This window comes from Gymnodinialimonas sp. JB5-7 (assembly GCF_055693405.1).
In genome coordinates this window covers 1385329-1400717 of record NZ_JBVFUX010000012.1, presented here as the reverse complement: position 1 = coordinate 1400717, position 15389 = coordinate 1385329, and the positions used below count along the sequence as shown (strand labels likewise).

At 59.6% G+C, this 15389-nt stretch carries 16 protein-coding genes, 1 tRNA gene and 3 pseudogenes; 15 read left to right on the top strand and 5 right to left on the bottom strand.

The window, feature by feature from the left end; all coding sequences use genetic code 11:
* Positions 1 to 153: 153 nt before the first annotated feature.
* Positions 154 to 585 (top strand): DM13 domain-containing protein, encoded by a 432-nt coding sequence (locus ACZ1HK_RS15405; protein WP_472629436.1) that lies wholly within the window; start codon positions 154 to 156, stop codon positions 583 to 585.
* Between the two features lie 7 nt (positions 586 to 592).
* Here the strand turns inward: ACZ1HK_RS15405 and ACZ1HK_RS15400 are convergent, their stop codons facing one another.
* The 4 genes and pseudogenes from ACZ1HK_RS15400 to tsaD form a co-directional block, all read right to left on the bottom strand.
* The gene (locus ACZ1HK_RS15400) at positions 593 to 1006 is read right to left on the bottom strand and encodes an EVE domain-containing protein (RefSeq protein ID WP_472629435.1); all 414 of its coding nucleotides are present in this window, start codon (positions 1004 to 1006) and stop codon (positions 593 to 595) included.
* Positions 1006 to 1278: a YciI family protein gene (locus ACZ1HK_RS15395; RefSeq protein WP_472629434.1), complete on the bottom strand. Its 273-nt coding sequence runs from the start codon at positions 1276 to 1278 to the stop codon at positions 1006 to 1008. The genes ACZ1HK_RS15400 and ACZ1HK_RS15395 overlap by 1 nt, the downstream gene beginning before the upstream one ends.
* A gap of 3 nt (positions 1279 to 1281) precedes the next feature.
* Positions 1282 to 2204: pseudogene (locus tag ACZ1HK_RS15390) on the bottom strand (NAD(P)H-dependent glycerol-3-phosphate dehydrogenase).
* Positions 2201 to 3266, bottom strand: a pseudogene (gene tsaD / locus ACZ1HK_RS15385) (tRNA (adenosine(37)-N6)-threonylcarbamoyltransferase complex transferase subunit TsaD). Before tsaD ends, ACZ1HK_RS15390 begins: the two co-directional pseudogenes overlap by 4 nt.
* A gap of 52 nt (positions 3267 to 3318) precedes the next feature.
* On the opposite strand from tsaD, the gene ACZ1HK_RS15380 reads away from it, so the two are divergent.
* From ACZ1HK_RS15380 to ACZ1HK_RS15340, 9 genes are all read left to right on the top strand, one after another.
* Positions 3319 to 4041, top strand: coding sequence for a uroporphyrinogen-III synthase (locus ACZ1HK_RS15380; protein ID WP_472629433.1), 723 nt, complete (start codon positions 3319 to 3321; stop codon positions 4039 to 4041).
* Between the two features lie 73 nt (positions 4042 to 4114).
* Entirely contained in the window at positions 4115 to 5524 is a 1410-nt protein-coding gene (locus ACZ1HK_RS15375; RefSeq protein ID WP_472629432.1) for a COG4223 family protein, read from the top strand.
* Positions 5506 to 7026: a heme biosynthesis HemY N-terminal domain-containing protein gene (locus tag ACZ1HK_RS15370; protein ID WP_472629431.1), complete on the top strand. Its 1521-nt coding sequence runs from the start codon at positions 5506 to 5508 to the stop codon at positions 7024 to 7026. The genes ACZ1HK_RS15375 and ACZ1HK_RS15370 overlap by 19 nt, the downstream gene beginning before the upstream one ends.
* 44 nt (positions 7027 to 7070) lie before the next feature.
* A tRNA-Thr gene (locus ACZ1HK_RS15365) sits at positions 7071 to 7146 on the top strand.
* Positions 7147 to 7344: 198 nt separating this feature from the next.
* The gene (locus ACZ1HK_RS15360) at positions 7345 to 7584 is read left to right on the top strand and encodes an Arm DNA-binding domain-containing protein (protein ID WP_472630850.1); all 240 of its coding nucleotides are present in this window, start codon (positions 7345 to 7347) and stop codon (positions 7582 to 7584) included.
* The gene (locus ACZ1HK_RS15355; RefSeq protein ID WP_472630849.1) at positions 7478 to 7768 is read left to right on the top strand and encodes a tyrosine-type recombinase/integrase; all 291 of its coding nucleotides are present in this window, start codon (positions 7478 to 7480) and stop codon (positions 7766 to 7768) included. The genes ACZ1HK_RS15360 and ACZ1HK_RS15355 overlap by 107 nt, the downstream gene beginning before the upstream one ends.
* Positions 7769 to 8802: 1034 nt before the next feature.
* Positions 8803 to 9012 carry a helix-turn-helix transcriptional regulator gene (locus tag ACZ1HK_RS15350; protein ID WP_472629430.1) on the top strand — a complete coding sequence of 70 codons (210 nt, stop codon included), beginning with the start codon at positions 8803 to 8805 and terminating at the stop codon, positions 9010 to 9012.
* Entirely contained in the window at positions 9005 to 9322 is a 318-nt protein-coding gene (locus ACZ1HK_RS15345; RefSeq protein WP_472629429.1) for a helix-turn-helix transcriptional regulator, read from the top strand. Before ACZ1HK_RS15350 ends, ACZ1HK_RS15345 begins: the two co-directional genes overlap by 8 nt.
* Positions 9319 to 9915, top strand: coding sequence for an SDR family oxidoreductase (locus ACZ1HK_RS15340; protein ID WP_472629428.1), 597 nt, complete (start codon positions 9319 to 9321; stop codon positions 9913 to 9915). The genes ACZ1HK_RS15345 and ACZ1HK_RS15340 overlap by 4 nt, the downstream gene beginning before the upstream one ends.
* A 457-nt stretch (positions 9916 to 10372) precedes the next feature.
* Here the strand turns inward: ACZ1HK_RS15340 and ACZ1HK_RS15335 are convergent, their stop codons facing one another.
* Positions 10373 to 11053 carry a GntR family transcriptional regulator gene (locus ACZ1HK_RS15335; protein ID WP_472629427.1) on the bottom strand — a complete coding sequence of 227 codons (681 nt, stop codon included), beginning with the start codon at positions 11051 to 11053 and terminating at the stop codon, positions 10373 to 10375.
* Positions 11054 to 11364: 311 nt separating this feature from the next.
* On the opposite strand from ACZ1HK_RS15335, the gene ACZ1HK_RS15330 reads away from it, so the two are divergent.
* The 5 genes and pseudogenes from ACZ1HK_RS15330 to ACZ1HK_RS15310 all read left to right on the top strand — a co-directional run bounded on the left by ACZ1HK_RS15330 (position 11365) and on the right by ACZ1HK_RS15310 (position 15386).
* Positions 11365 to 12351, top strand: a complete 987-nt coding sequence (locus tag ACZ1HK_RS15330) for a TRAP transporter substrate-binding protein (RefSeq protein WP_472629426.1) — start codon at positions 11365 to 11367, stop codon at positions 12349 to 12351.
* 90 nt (positions 12352 to 12441) lie between these two features.
* A complete protein-coding gene (locus ACZ1HK_RS15325) occupies positions 12442 to 12936 on the top strand; it encodes a TRAP transporter small permease (protein WP_472629425.1) in 495 nt (164 codons plus the stop codon).
* Positions 12933 to 14246 (top strand): TRAP transporter large permease, encoded by a 1314-nt coding sequence (locus tag ACZ1HK_RS15320; RefSeq protein ID WP_472629424.1) that lies wholly within the window; start codon positions 12933 to 12935, stop codon positions 14244 to 14246. Before ACZ1HK_RS15325 ends, ACZ1HK_RS15320 begins: the two co-directional genes overlap by 4 nt.
* A 67-nt stretch (positions 14247 to 14313) precedes the next feature.
* Positions 14314 to 15056 (top strand): annotated as a pseudogene (locus ACZ1HK_RS15315) (3-oxoacyl-ACP reductase family protein).
* An 18-nt stretch (positions 15057 to 15074) separates the two neighbouring features.
* Positions 15075 to 15386: a cupin domain-containing protein gene (locus tag ACZ1HK_RS15310; protein ID WP_472629423.1), complete on the top strand. Its 312-nt coding sequence runs from the start codon at positions 15075 to 15077 to the stop codon at positions 15384 to 15386.
* Positions 15387 to 15389: the final 3 nt, after the last annotated feature.

Here is a 15389-nt window from a genome sequence, read left to right as displayed (position 1 = left end):
GCGTGGGTGGATGGGGGGTTCCAAGGGGTCGGAACCCCCATTTCTATTTACGGCAAGGCAGTGTTCACGCCGCTGTGCCGCGAACGTGATTTCCTGTTTGAGACGCGACGCGACTAGGTTTGCGGCATCCAATCTCGTGCCGGAGGACAAGCCATGCGCGCTTTCACCCTTTCCCTTGCCCTTTGTGTCGGCCTTGCCGGCCTTGGAGGCTTCACCGCACCAGCAGAGGCGCAAGCCACTGCGACCGCCGTGGCCTCCGGCCAGTTCCAGGACGCCGACGCGCGCCATCAGGGCGACGGCACGGCGACGATCGCCACAACAGCGGACGGCGACACGATCCTGCAATTGTCGGAATTCTCGGTCACGCCGGGCCCGGACCTTGAGGTCTGGCTGGTGGTCGATGGCTCCCCCGCAACAAGCGGCGCGGTACTCGCGAGCCAGTGGGTATCGCTCGGGCGGCTGCAATCGCCGCAGGGCACGCAGACCTACAGCATCCCGGCGGATGTCGACGTAAGCGCCTATGGCTCGGTCGTTATCTGGTGCGAAGATTTCAGCGTGTTGTTCGCAACGGCCACGCTGAACTGAGTGTAGCCTAAAGCCCACCGAGGGTGCAGATCACCTTGAACTCATCCTCGGTCACCGGCTGCACGGACAAGCGGGAATTCTTGACGAGAACCATGTCCGCCAGCCGCTCGTCCGCCTTGATCTGATCCAACGTGACCGGAGTAGGCACCGCCTTTATTGCCTTGATATCCACACACTCCCACCGATCATCATCGGTGGTGCTGTCCGGGTGCGCTTCGGCGCAAACCTCCACGATGCCCACAACCGCCTTCTCCTTCTGCGAATGGTAGAAAAAGCCGCGGTCGCCCAACGCCATCTCGCGCATGAAATTGCGCGCCTGGTAGTTACGCACTCCATCCCATTCTTCGCCCGCCTCGCCCTTGGCAACCTGTTGATCCCAGCTCCAGGTTGAGGGTTCGGATTTGAACAGCCAGTAGCGCATCAGCCGATCACCTTCTTCCACTTCTCGATCCGCACTTTCTCAAAGAGGCCCGCCTTGGCGTAGGGGTCGTTGTCGGCGAAATCGTATGCTTCCTGAATGGTGTCGACCTCGATCACCAGAAGGCTGCCGGACATCTGATCGTCGGCGTCCAGCATTGGCCCCGCCATCACCAGTTTGCCGCTGTCCTTGCCATAGGCGAGATGCGCATCACGGTTGTCGAGGCGGGTTTGCAGATGCCCCGGTTTGTCGGTGGCAATGATGGCAACAAGCATGGCTTACTCCGGTTTGAGGGGACGGTTGAGAAGGTGGTCGAGCGCGCCGGCTATGTCCAGCCTGCCATCTGCAAGGGCCGCAACCGTGTCTGCGATTGGCGTATCAGCGGCACTTTCGCTAAGTTGGCGAGCGGTGTGCAGGCCCTCAACTGTGGTACCCTCAGGAAGAGCCTCGCCGCGCGCAAGGGCGAGGCCGAAACGGAAGTTGCGCGATTGCTCGGACCCGCAGGTCAGGATCAGATCACCAAGGCCGGACAGGCCGGTGAGGGTTTCTGCCTGGGCGCCTTTTCCAGTCGCATAGCGGGTCATCTCGGCAAAGCCGCGCGCGATCAAGGCTGCCCGCGCCGACTCGCCCAAACCCGCGCCAATGACAGCGCCCGCAGCGATGGCGATTACATTCTTGAGTGCCCCCCAAGCTCCGCCCCGATCACATCCGTCGTGCGGTAGATGCGCAGGGCCTGCGTACTGAGTGCGGTTTGCAGATGCGCCCCAAGGGCATCGTCTGCGCAAGCCAGCGTCAGGGCCGTGGGCAGGCCCTTGGCGATGTCGGCCGCGAAGCTGGGGCCGGTGAGTTGCGCGACCTGCGAGATGTGGGCTGCGATAAGCGACGTTGGTCCGGCACCCGTCGCGCGGTCGATGCCCTTCGCGCACGAGATGGCGGTTTGTGCGCCAAAGCGACGTGCAGCCAAAAAGCCGCCCAGAGTTTGGGTGGGCAGGGCGAAGACGGCGGTTTCGGCGGTACAGGTCGACAGATCATCCGTCGCGCGAATATTTACCGGCAGTTTATGGCCGGGCAGTCGATGGCTCTCGCCACCTGTGAAGGTCCCGATGTCGCGCGCCCAAAGGGTCACGTCGATCCCGCCCTCGGCGAAGGCGATGGCAAGGCCCGTGCCAAAGGCCCCTGCCCCGATGACATCCAACCTCATGCCTTGGCCCCCTTCTTGCCCGATCCGATCATGGGGGCCGCCGTTTCATCCAACGGCCAGCGCGGGCGCGCATTGAGGGCCATATCGTCCGTGCGCCCGGCCTCAAATGCGACTATCCCCGCATAGGCAATCATCGCGGCATTGTCGGTGCAAAGCGCGAGGGGTGGCGCAATGAACGGCAGGTCCGTGGCATCCTCCAACCGCGCGCGCAGCGTCTTGTTGGCCGCGACACCACCCGCCACGGCAAAAGCGGTGACATCCGATGCTGCCAGCGCGCGGCGCGATTTCTGGGCAAGCACATCTGCTACTGCCATCTGAAAACTGGCGCACAGATCGGATCGGTCCTGTTCTGTCATCCCGCCCTTCTCTGCCACCAGATCGTCCCGCGCACGCAACACGGCGGTTTTAAGACCCGAGAAACTGAGGTCGCACCCCGAGCGATCCAACAGGGGGCGCGGCAGCTTGAAGCGCTTCGCATCGCCCGCTTGCGCGGCCAGCTCGACGGACGGACCACCGGGTTGCTGCAGGCCCAAAAGGCGGGCGACCTTGTCGAACGCCTCGCCCGGCGCGTCGTCGATGGTGCCGCCGAGGCGAGTGAATGCGTCCGGCCCCTCCACACGCAGGAATTGGCAATGCCCACCTGAGACCAGCAGAAGCAGATAGGGAAAGGCGACCCCATCAGTCAGACGCGGGGTCAGGGCATGACCGGCCAGATGGTTCACACCGATCAAGCGGTTTCCCAAGCCCCATCGCCAGGCCCTTCGCGGCCATGACGCCCGACAGCACGCCCCCGATCAGCCCCGGCCCCGCAGTGACGGCAATCGCATCGACATCTGACAGCGAGACTTCGGCCTGCGCCAACGCCTGTTCAACCATCAGATCAAGCACCTCGGCATGGGCGCGCGCGGCGATCTCAGGCACAACGCCTCCGTAGGCTGCATGTAGATCCGTCTGATTTCGCACTGCGTTTGACAGGATCTGCGGCGCATCGCCCGAGCCGCGCAAGATGGCGGCGGCAGTATCGTCACAAGAGCTTTCGATGCCGAGGATCGTCAGGGTCATGGGCGCGCGCTGCCGTTGTCTGCCAAGCCCATGCGGGGTAACACCGTGGTCCATGGCTGTCCACTCGCGCCCCACCCTGCTTTTGACCCGCCCGCGCGCAGCATCCGAGCGGTTCGCAGAAGGTTTGGACGGGTTCGATGTGGTCATTGCACCATTGATGGAGATTGTTCCGACGGGTGCGCCGGTTGTGCTGCATGGTATCTCGGCCCTGATCCTGACTTCTGAAAATGCAGTCCCGTTCCTACCGCAGGCCGCCCTGACCGCCTTTTGCGTGGGCCCGCGGACGACCCATGCGGCATCCCAAGCCGGGTTTGATGCCGTCGAATCCGGTCCGAATGCTGAGGCGCTGGTTGCGGACTTGGTGGCGCGTCGCCTGGCGGGCACGCTTTTGCATGTTCATGGTCGGCATACGCGTGGGGATGTGGTGGGGCATCTGCGCGATGCGGGCCTCGATGCGCGTGGGATTGCCGCCTATGATCAGGCCATCCTACCGCCCGACGCCACGTTTCACGCGGCGCTTAGGCAGCCGGAGGTGCTTGTGCCCCTCTTCTCGCCGCGCTCCGCCGCCTTGTTCGCGGACGCGGCGCCGGAACCTGCTGAAAATTCAGTTCTTTTTGCGATGAGCGATGCCGTGAAAGACACACTCCCTGCAGCGCTCCAGACGCGTGTGAAGGTAATTTCAGAGCCCAATGGCGAAGAAATGCGCAAGGCATTGGAACCGTATGGAATGCGGCGGAATTCCCCTAGAAGCCGCTGCTGCGTCGTGACAGTTTGAACCGGGCTGACTCGGAGCCCCTGTCAGGTTACGTTGACAGCTTGTGTATGACAGAGATGAGGGGCCTCAGCATATGGCGAAGCAAACGTCCTCCCGTTCGGGCAGCCGGAAATCGCGCAAGTCGGACGCAGAAGAAAGTGTTTCGCCAGACGCAGAGAGCGTGAGCACTGAGGCGCGTGAAGGCGAATTGGGCGGCGATACGGTTTTGCTGGGGGATGATACGTTGGGCGAGGATGCCGTGGCAGCCGAACCCAATCCTGGTGATCGCGTGACGATCGAGCCGGGCGATACAACGGCGGCCCAAGGCGCCGATGATGACCCCGCGCAAACCGAGATTGTGGAAGATACCGCCCCAGCTGAAGGTGCCACTACGGTCGAGGAGGCGCCCGCTGCGCCCGTGACGGTGGAGCGTGTGGTGGAACGGACCGGCCCGGGGTTTGGTCCGCTCCTGATCGGGGGTGTGGTTGCAGCGGCCCTTGGCTATGGGGCCGCCCTGTTCGGATTGCGGCCCAGTGAGGCCCCCGAAGCTGACCCGACCCTGACGGCCGCCTTGGAACAGATCGAGACTCAGCAAGGCACGATTGCCGGATTGCAGGAACAGATCGCGGCGCTTGCCGCAGCTGAACCGCCCGCAATGCCCGAGGTGGATTTGTCCGGCATCGAAAACGCAATCGCAGGCGTTGCGTCCGATGTTGCGGGCGTCGGTACAGCGGTTGAGGCATTAACCGGCCGCGTTGTGGCACTTGAAGAGCGACCGGTCTTCACGGGCGAAATCGATGAAGACAGCGCGGCGATGGCCGCCGCCGTCGAAGCGCTTGAAGGCCGGCTGGCGGAAGAACGCAATGCCGCCGCCGAGGCAGTTGCCGCCGCTGAAGCCGCGCAGGCCGCTGCTGCCGCCGAATTGCAAGCAGCCTCCGACGCGGCACAGGCCGCAATTGCCGAGGCGCAGGCCGAAGCACAAGCCACTGCCGCCGCCACACAGGCGCAGGCCGCACTGAGCCGCGTGCAAATCGCCATGGCCGCCGGTGATCCCTTTGCTGAGGCACTATCGGGTATGGATGTCGAAGTGCCTGACGCTTTGCAGGCCGTGGCCGAAACTGGCGTGCCGACACTGGAAGACCTGCAAGCCGCCTACCCCGCTGCAGCCCGGGCGGCACTTGCCGAGGCCAACCGAGAAACCGCCGAGGATGGCGTGATGGGCGGGCTTGGCGCGTTCCTGCAAAACCAGCTTGGCGGACGGTCCGTTGTGCCGCGCGAAGGCGATGACCCGGATGCCGTGCTCAGCCGTGTCGGCGCCGCCGTAGAGGCGGGCGATCTTGCCTCGGCCCTCACCGAGATCGAGAGCCTGCCTGAAGGCGCGCGCAGCCTTTGGCGGATTGGGTCGCACAAGTGCAAACCCGCGCCGACGCAGATGCAGCTCTGGCGGAGCTTGCCGCCACGCTCGACAATTAAGGAGAGCGGGACATGCTCTGGTCGCTACTGAAAATCATCCTGTTCATCCTGATCGTCGTCGGCCTCACCCTTGGCGTGACGGCGTTGTTCGAGATGGACAACCTTGGCACTCTGATCGTGTTGGGTACCGAGTACATCATCACGCCGGTGAAGGCCGTGATCGGTGCGCTTGTGCTGCTGCTGGCGGTTTGGATCCTGTTCAAGGTCGTGGGCCTTCTGGTCGCCACGTTGCGCTTCCTGAACGGGGATGAGACTGCGGTCAGCCGCTATTTCGACCGCCGCTCGGAACGCAAAGGCTTCGAGGCACTGAGCGAGGGCATGATGGCGCTGGCCGCGGGCGAAGGCCGTCTGGCGATCCGCAAGGCGGAGCGGGCGGGCAAGTATTTGAACCGTCCCGAACTGACCAACCTCGTGAAAGCGCAGGGCGCGGAAATGGTGGGGGACCGGGTGCTGGCGACCGAGACCTTCAAGGCATTGGTCCAGGATGATCGCACCCGGTTTGTCGGCGTGCGCGGGCTGATGAAGCAGCGGCTTGAGGAGGGCGATACGGATACGGCCCTGAAACTTGGGGAAAAGGCTCTGGCGCTGCGCCCTAAAAATGCCGAGGTACAGACCACTCTTATCTCGCTGCAATCACGCCATGAAGATTGGCAGGGAGCGCGCGGCACGCTCGCGCAAGCGCTGAAATCAGGCAATGTGCCCCGCGATCTGCACCGTCGCCGTGATGCTGTTCTGGCGCTCGCCCATGCGCGTGAGGCGATGGCTGAGGGGCAGGTTGTGACCGCCACCCGCGATGTGGCCGAGGCGAGCCGCCTGGCCCCGGGCCTTGTGCCGGCCTCCGTCATGTCGGCGCGTCTGGCAACCGAGGCCGGGAACAAGCGTCAGGCCGTGAAGACCATTCGCAAGGCCTGGGATCAGGCCCCGCACCCGGACCTGGCCGCCGCTTTCGCGGATATCGAACCCGATGAGACCCCTGCCTTGCGCCTGCGCCGGTTCCGTCCCCTTCTCGCCAAGCATCGCGGGCATCCCGAGACCAAGATGCTGGAGGCCGAGCTGCAGATTGCGGCGGAGGATTTCCCGGCCGCGCGCCAAGCGCTCGGCGATCTGGCGGAAACCAGCCCCACAGCGCGCTCTCTGACATTGATGGCTGCTATTGAACGGGGCGAAGGCGCGGAAGACCGCGTCGTTCGCGGCTGGTTGGCGCGCGCTGTCACAGCCTCTCGCGGGAACCAATGGGTCTGCGGAAATTGCGGGCACGTCCATGAGGATTGGCGCCCGGTTTGCGGCAATTGCGATAGCTTTGACACGCTGGATTGGTCCGAAGTGCGCCAATCCGAGGCTGCCTTGGCCGGCCCGGCACAGATGCTGCCGTTGATCGTAGGCGCATTGGAAGACCACTCCGCACCGGCAGAAGATGCTGATATCGTGGAGGTCCCCGAAATCGCACTTTCGACAGACGACAGCGTGACAAGTGAAGACGCGACTTCCTCAGAGGTTGAGGACGCGGATGTCACGGTAGAAACGCGAAATTAGGTCTATTCAACCCGCGCGCGCCTTGCTAATAGCGCCGCGGTTACGCCGCTGTAGCTCAGATGGTAGAGCACGTCATTCGTAATGATGGGGTCGGGGGTTCGAGTCCCTTCAGCGGCACCACCTTCCAATCCAGACATGGTTAGAGACATCCGATAGGACCTTAAATATAAGGTCTTTGCGGTATCTCTTTGTCCAGCAAGGTCCATCCAAGGCCCGGGACATGTACCCCCATTGGGGGTATAATCTGGGGGTTTCGCGAAATACCCCCAAGGACGATACCCCCAACCATGCCGTTGTCAGACACACAGATTCTGAAACATCAAACCGCGCGATAAGCCTTTCAAGCTCGCGGATTTCGACGGACTGCACCTTTTGGTCAATCCGAGCGGCTCGCGCTTGTGGCGGTTCAAGTATCGTTCAAGCCGTTTCCCTTGCACGCGAACTCCAAGCCCTGAGCAGCCAAAGCGCTTACCTATTCCCCAGCCTGCGCAACCTTCAACGCCCCACGAGCGAGAACACCCTGAACGCAGCCCTCCGCCGCATCGGCTACACGAATGAAGAAATGACCGCCCACGGCTTTCGCGCGACATTCTCTACATTGGCAAATGAGAGCGGCCTGTGGAACCCGGACGCCATCGAACGGCAACTCGCCCACATCGAGGCCAACGCCTTCCGCCGCGCCTATGCGCGGGGCGAGCATTGGGAGGAGCGGATCAGGATGATGGATTGGTGGGCTGGATAGCTGGAGGAGCGGCGCGCAGAACGCTAGACGCGCCCGGCCCTCTTGAGACCAATTGGGACCCTGTGCCAGACCATGTTCGCTATGACTTGGCGTGGCGCACCCTTGGATGGGCATGGAAGAGACCAACACTTGGACCCGAGTGAATGACCGACGAAGGACGAGACCCGCTGATCACAAAAGCGGTAGATCTGGCACTGGGCGAGCTGGCCTAATGGAAAAGGCCTCGGATACTGAAGGGAATTTGCCCCGAGCCGTTTCAAATCTTTATGGAGTTTGAAAGGAAGCTCAAATCCTTTCGCGGCGACATTGAAGCTCGTTTGCGAACCATTTCAACCGAGGAGCTTATGCAGGGCTACTGCGACGCAACCGGCCTTCAGACGAACCCCTTCGCCTTTGAGCACGGTATCCATCACAAATTATCCGCCTGTATCTGATCGCTGACGGCGGCCACCCCGGATTGGTTTGCAGGAGGCTGGGCCGTAGACGACCGCCTTCCCCAAAAGGCGCACTGGCATTCTGCCGTAGGTGATCACCTTGGCAGAGGCCGCGCTCCTGACGGTCGGCGTTGAGCCTCGGACCGTGGACTACACAGCCCTGTTCAGATCCTACAAGAAAGACACGCGGACAGATGAGGTTCTGTACTTTCTGGAGGACCGGTTCGAAGAAATCGCCCGGGTTGAGGGAGGCCGCCTTGCACCACTTTACCGAATCTATGCTTCAGCGGGGCATTGTAACCATGGCAGTGGAAAAACACGGGCTCTTGTCTGAGGACGACATCGGGCGCGTTTCCAAGGAGATTCAAAACGCGGGCCAGATGATTGGGTTCTCTCTCACAGATAGGGTGCTTAAGAAGACGTTACGCGGCGGATTTAGACAGCTCGGAAGCGATGCACGCGCGGCGATTCAGGGAAAATAGGGACTCAAGAACGGCATTTTTTGTTATACTTCAGAGGATAATTTTTTGACCTTGAGTGCCTCAACACCTGTCAGGACAAGGTGAGACTGCGTGCAATCGATTGAGATTGGAACGCACAATGAAAAACGCACCTGACTTCCCTCGCACCGGCTTTGTCCGTCTGGCCCAGATCCTTGGGCAGGACGGCTCCATCCCTGTTTCGAAATCGACATGGTGGAAAGGGGTCGAGGACGGGCGTTTCCCGCAGCCCATCAAGCTTGGCCCCCGGACGACTGTTTGGCGCGTCGAAGAGATTCGTGCCCTCTATGAGAACGACAGCAATGGCTAAGCGTCCGCCGCTTGATGGCGAGAGCCGCGAGGTACTTCCCGATCAGTTGGACCTGTACGCGGAAATCGGAAATTCTGATTTCCCAGCCAGCGAAGTCGCCGAGGCGCCCTGCGCATTTTGTGTTGAAAAGTTCATGTCGGATATCGACGTCGCTGCGCGCTATTCCGTGTCGCGGTCCACAGTCTGGCGTTGGGTCGATGTCCGCCCAGGCTTTCCTAAACCGAACAAGCTGAGCCCCGGCACGTCCCGTTGGCGCATGAGCGAACTTGCTGCGTTTGAGAAATTGGTTGCGAAGGCCCCGCTCCAGTGAGCCGGTCTTACTCGATATCGCGAGTCAAAGGGCATTGGGTTTACAGTGTCGAGGACCTGCAAACGATGTTCAAGGTAACCGCGAACACGGTTTCCAATTGGGTCGGCGAAGGATTGCAGCCGTCTGACGTTCCGGCACCCTACCGGTTTCGGGGTGCCGTTGTGCAGGCATTCCACAAACACCGAGCCGCAAAGAACAAGCGCATTTTGCGGCCAGGTGCGTTCAAATGCGTCACTTGCAAGGGTCATGTGGTCCCGGAGATTTCAACCGTTGAGGACCTCAACCTGCAGGGAAAACATGCGTTCCGTGCGATCTGCCCAAACTGCAACAGCGATGTCATCATGCTATCGTCTGAGGCAGATCGCGACATCATTTCGGCTCGTCGCAATCCCAGTACCAGCCTGGACCACCGACACGAAGCGAACAATCCAGACTTCTTCAAAAAACAAGTTGCTGCCAACCCGATGGGACGGATGGGCACGCCAGAGGAAGTCGCCAGCGCGGCCGTCTATTTGGCGAGCCCGGCGGCGAGTTTTGTATCTGGAACCAACCTGGTGGTAGATGGGGCGCTCACGCTGGGTGTGCAGTGCTAAATTCCTTGACCGCGCAAGTTATTGTACATGCGCAAATCGCGGCAAGAATGGTCCCCTTGGGAGCTCAATTACGCGACCTCTCTTGTTGAGCCTTGGCGTGCCGGCACTCACACGACGCGCATCGTGAGCAGCGCCGCTCTAGGGCACTTTTTTGCACGCTGACCGTCTTAATCAATCGTGGCCTATTTCCATTGGGAAACACCAAACCCTTTCTGGAGATACCTTGTGCCAGGTGGACGAGCATTTTGCAGGTACGGCGTTAGCGCAAGAAACGCAGCAAATATACCGAATTAGACAGCGCTTTTCGGTTGCTTGGCCTTTGGCATTGGATAGCGGCAAATGTCTCCTTCGGCACGCCGCAGCGCGGCATCTTCTGGCTCTACTGAACGTCTGCTTCGGGCCGAAACACAAGAAAACCGTTGTGTACTCTTGCGCCAAAGGGTTCGCCTAAGAGCGATCAGTCGTCAAAGTAAGCCCGGTGGGTGGTGTAAATGGCGTCGATCGTGGGTGTAAGTCGGTTCAGATGCACCCGCAGGATTTCATCTGCTGTATGGGCATCCCCGTTGAACAACGCAGTCGAAAGCAACTGATGGTCTTCATGGAGCGCAGCCATCGCATCCTTGCTCGTCAGCGCCAACATGCAAAGCCGGTCAACCTGCGCCTTGTTCTCGGAAATAATCTCGAACGCAAATACTTGCTTAGCTGCAGCACACAGAAGTCTGTGAAATTCGTAGTCGAGATCATGGAACGCTCGCGCATCCTCTGCGGCCACGGCATTTGCCTGATCCTTCAAGTTGGATTTCAGCTCAGCATCTATTGAATGGTCTCTCTCCAAGGACGCAGCGCGAACGACCTCCAACTCCACCGCTGTACGGACGAACCGGGCGTTTGCGATCAACTGGCGTGAAAAAGGGCGCACAACTGTCGCGCGTTGCGGACGAACCAATAGCAAGTTGAGCTTAGCAAGCCGTGTGAATGCTTCTCGAACTGGCTGTCGCGACAACCCGAACGACTTGGCAATTTCCGATTCGGAGATCTTGGTGCCCGGCAGCAAATCCAACTGGGTAATTCGCGCGTAGAGTGCGTCGAATACCATATCGCTACTGGTTGCCCGATCGAGTGTGTCTATCCCTGCCATCGCTTGCACATCCTGCCTAGGTTTCTCAGCACTGTGGCAGAGCAATCGGGAAAAGAACAGGTTAAATTGGGATACTAGAAGCTCAATTATTCCCCGATAGTCTTATCGAAAGCGGCTTTTTCACGATATAGGATCACATATTTTAGTTGACTAGTATCCCAGTTTGAGGTTTGGCTGACGTCTTAAGGGAGGCTTGAGACGTCAAAAGCAAGCATGACCGAATGCGGCAACGGGATCCTTGTGACTCCGAAGCCCGTCCCGGCCCTGTCGGGATGAAAGACAACAAATTGAATCTCATCTGGGAGGAACGAATGTTCAATTTTTCGATCAAGACGATGGCTGCTACGGCTATCCTGTTGGGAAGCGTCGTCACGGTGCAGGCGCAAGACGTCACACTACGCGGTGCAAGCATGTTCGACGAGGAGCATGCCTTTACGCAGACTTTGCGAGAATTCGAACGTCTCGTGGCCGAAAACTATGACGGTGAAGTTGCCTTTGATCTACGCTTGAATGGCGAACTGGGCGTTGAATCGGACTATGTGACGTATCTCAACCAGGGTGTCGCAGTCGACTACACGATCCTCGCCCCCTCCAACATGGCTGTATTCTCTGAGTCGATCCCCCTGATGGATATGCCCTTCCTGTTCCGCGACTTGGAACACTGGAATGCGGTGCTCTCTTCAGACGTCCTTTCGCCCCTCGAAGATGACCTGCGCGAAGCGGCGGGCATTGTAATCGTCGGCTACCACGGCGGTGGCGTACGCAACCTCGCGTCCGCTGCACCGATAACCAACATGGAAGAACTGGCTGGACACCGGATGCGTGTGATGGGTGCTCCGATCCAAGCCCAAACATTCGATGCTGTTGGCGCCGCACCGTCCGCTATTGCCTATAACGAAGTATACAACGCAATCCAGACAGGCGTGATTGCGGGCTTTGAGAACGAAGCCGCTTCGATCCAGAACCTCAACTTCTACGAAGTTGCGCCGCATATCTCGCTGACCCAACACACGATTACGGTGCGCCCCATCGTGATGTCGGCAGCCACGTTCGACGGACTGCCTGCGGACCTGCAAGACGCCATCATGGCGGCCGGGGCAGAGGCTGGCGCCTTTGGACGCGCACTTGAGAGCGGCGCAGATGGCGAAATTCTGCAAGAGATGCTCGAGGCAGGCCAGATCGAAGTGCACGAATTCGAAGGTCGTGAGCAAATGCTCGAATTGGTTCAGCCGGTTCAAGATGCCTACGCAGCAGAGCTTGGTGCGACCGAACTGCTCGAAGCCATTCGCGGTATGTAATCTCCCAACTGGCGGGCGAGGAGATTATACCTCGCCCGCCGGATCATCGCTTGACGCATCGCGGTCCGACTTCTTCGATCGAGGCAAGATATGCTTGGAACTCTACTCGACCGCTTTTGCGCGGCCCTTCGCGTCGCGCTCGGCATCCTCATGGGCGCGCTGGCTGTGCCGGTCGCAATGCAGGTCCTGTCACGCTACACCGGAATAATTCCAACATACCTCTGGACCGAAGAACTGGCGACCTTCCTCTTCGTCTGGATCGTCATGATTGGATCGGTCGTCGCAGTTTGGGATGGGACGCATTTCGACGTTCGGATCACGCCCGACGCACGAAAGCCGATCTTTCGGCTGATCCAGAACGGCACCGTCCACCTCGCCATCATGATCTTTGGGGCGTTGTTCCTGTTTTATGGCATCGAATACACAGAATTTGGCGGCAATCAGCGCTCGGTAATGATGCGCGCGAACCTCGCAATCACACACATCTCGGTTCCGATTGCGGGTGGTCTTTGGTTGGTCCTGTCGGGTTACCGATTGGTCGAGGACTTCGCGCAGTTTTTCAGTCTCGGGAGGACGCTAAATTGATCCTCGATACCGCAACCGCGGCGATCATGTTGATCGCGGCATTCCTTGCTCTGATCTTCATTCGCGTTCCTGTGGCGTTCGCCCTCGGGCTTGCCACAATCCCCGTCGTTCTCCTCGAATTGCGGCTGACCCCGTTCATAGTCCTCGACAGGATGTTTCAGAGCTATAATTCGTTCATCCTGCTTGCAGTGCCCTTCTTCCTCCTCGCGGCCAATCTGATGAATTCGGGCAAGGTGACAGACCGTCTGATCGAATTGGCCCGCGTGCTGACAGGTTGGATGCCCGGCGGTTTGGGGCATGTAAATGTCGCGGTCTCGATGCTTTTTGCGGGCATCTCAGGCTCATCCACCGCCGATGCAGCTGGTATTGGCAAAATCCTCATCCCCGCCATGCAACGCGAGGGTTATGACACCCGATTTGCGGTGGCGATAACCGCGTGCTCATCGGTTATGGGTGTCATCATCCCACCGTCGATCCTGATGATCGTCTGGGGCGGGGTCATGCAGATCTCAGTCGGTGCATTGTTTCTTGGCGGTGCCATCCCAGGGCTTCTGATTGGTCTGGCGCTGATGGGCACGGTCTACGCGTTCGCCAAAATCCGCAACTACCCCGTGACAGCCACGCCAAATTGGGGCGAGTTCTGGTCAGCCTGGAAAGGTGCGGCTCTTGCGCTGTTGACCCCTATCTTTGTGATCGGCGGTATCGTGGGCGGTATCGTCACACCAACCGAAAGCGCCATTATTGCGGCGGGCTATGCATTGATCCTTGGAATGTTCGTCTACCGCACAGTCACGCCCAAGGATCTGGGGCATATCCTTTATGACACTGCCCGGTTCGCGGCCATTTCGCTGTTTGCAATCGGCACAGCTTCGGCCTTCGGCTGGCTACTTTCGTTCTACAATGCGCCACGCCTCCTGGTCAGCGTTCTCACGGCCTGGGAATTTGGCCCGTTTGGAACTGCCTTGTTGATCGCACTGCTATTCCTTCTGTTTGGTCTCTTCATTGATGCCATCCCAACCATCATTATCCTCGGCACTGTCCTGATGCCGGTGGCACAAGCCGGTGGCCTTGATCCGATTGCCTTTGCAATCATCGGAATCGTCTCGCTCGCCTTTGGCCTCGTCACGCCACCTTATGGATTGTGCCTGTTGATCTCGGCAGCAATCGGCGGGCTCAACGTGGTGCAAGTGCTGCGTGAGGTTGTGTTCATCCTGGCCCCTATGTTGATCATCCTGATCCTTTTATCGGCCTTCCCAGAGATCATCCTCTGGCTCCCCCAAACGCTGATGCCGGGCGCGTTCCCAGAATGATGCTCAGAACCGCTTCGTCTCAAGATTTACCCGTGCGCAACTCGCATTCCGCAAAGGAAGGACAGACATGAAACTGACTGATAAAACCGCCATTGTGACCGGAGGTGGTCGCGATATCGGCCGGGCAGTTGCAATCAAACTAGCTTCGGAAGGGGCGAAGGTTGCCGTAAACTACTTCTCCAGCTCTGCCGGGGCGGACGAAACTGTGGCTGAGATTAAGGCGGCGGGCGGGCAAGCCTTTGCAATGCAAGGCGATCTTAACAATGCGGTGGAAGTTGAAGCCCTCGTTTCCAAAACACTAGAGACCTTTGGAAGTATCGATATCTTGGTGAACAACGCCGGCGGCCTGATCGCACGCAAGACGATGGCTGAGATGGAGCTGGACCATTGGGAGGCCGTGATGCGCCTGAACCTCACCAGCACCTTTCTGATGACGAAAGCCTGTCTTGAAAAGATGACCTCAGGCGCAATCGTCAATCTTGCAAGCCAAGCTGGCCGCGATGGCGGCGGACCGGGCGCTGTGGCCTATGCAACATCGAAGGGGCAGTCATGACAATGACGCGCGGCCTGGCCAAAGAAGTGGGCCCCGATATTCGCGTCAACGCGCTATGCCCCGGCATGATCGACACGGATTTCCACAACATCCACACTCCGGATGCGGGCCGTCGCGGGTTTGAGACAAACGCGCCTTTGAAACGCCAGGGTCACGTCGACGACGCCGCCAACCTTGTATTGTTTCTGGCGAGCGACGACAGCGCCTTCATCACAGGAGCCAATATCGACATCAACGGCGGCATGCTGTTCTCCTAGTCGAAGAAAGAGCCGACCATGTCTGAATTTCCGATCGTCTCAACCGGTGAAAATGTCACCCGACAAGTGTTGTCGGATCATCCGGATCTGATGGTTGTTGCTTTTCGTTTCGCTGCGACAGGCGCCTTCGGTGAGTTGCATAATCATCCCCACGTTCAATCAACCTATGTCGAAAGCGGTCGATTTCGCTTCACACTCGGCGATGCGGAGCAGGTTTTTGAATCAGGCGACAGTTTTGTCATTCCTTCGGGCCAGACCCATGGCTGCGTCTGTCTTGAACCCGGAACTCTGGTGGATTGCTTCACGCCCCGCCGCGACGATTTCCTGTGACCA

Coding starts and splice junctions, on each gene's coding strand:
- ACZ1HK_RS15405 (WP_472629436.1), top strand. CDS start 154: ATGCGCGCTTTCACCCTTTCCCTTGCCCTTTGTGTCGGCCTTGCCGGC.
- ACZ1HK_RS15400 (WP_472629435.1), bottom strand. CDS start 1,006: ATGCGCTACTGGCTGTTCAAATCCGAACCCTCAACCTGGAGCTGGGAT.
- ACZ1HK_RS15395 (WP_472629434.1), bottom strand. CDS start 1,278: ATGCTTGTTGCCATCATTGCCACCGACAAACCGGGGCATCTGCAAACC.
- ACZ1HK_RS15380 (WP_472629433.1), top strand. CDS start 3,319: ATGGCTGTCCACTCGCGCCCCACCCTGCTTTTGACCCGCCCGCGCGCA.
- ACZ1HK_RS15375 (WP_472629432.1), top strand. CDS start 4,115: ATGGCGAAGCAAACGTCCTCCCGTTCGGGCAGCCGGAAATCGCGCAAG.
- ACZ1HK_RS15370 (WP_472629431.1), top strand. CDS start 5,506: ATGCTCTGGTCGCTACTGAAAATCATCCTGTTCATCCTGATCGTCGTC.
- ACZ1HK_RS15350 (WP_472629430.1), top strand. CDS start 8,803: ATGAAAAACGCACCTGACTTCCCTCGCACCGGCTTTGTCCGTCTGGCC.
- ACZ1HK_RS15345 (WP_472629429.1), top strand. CDS start 9,005: ATGGCTAAGCGTCCGCCGCTTGATGGCGAGAGCCGCGAGGTACTTCCC.
- ACZ1HK_RS15335 (WP_472629427.1), bottom strand. CDS start 11,053: ATGGCAGGGATAGACACACTCGATCGGGCAACCAGTAGCGATATGGTA.
- ACZ1HK_RS15330 (WP_472629426.1), top strand. CDS start 11,365: ATGTTCAATTTTTCGATCAAGACGATGGCTGCTACGGCTATCCTGTTG.
- ACZ1HK_RS15325 (WP_472629425.1), top strand. CDS start 12,442: ATGCTTGGAACTCTACTCGACCGCTTTTGCGCGGCCCTTCGCGTCGCG.
- ACZ1HK_RS15310 (WP_472629423.1), top strand. CDS start 15,075: ATGTCTGAATTTCCGATCGTCTCAACCGGTGAAAATGTCACCCGACAA.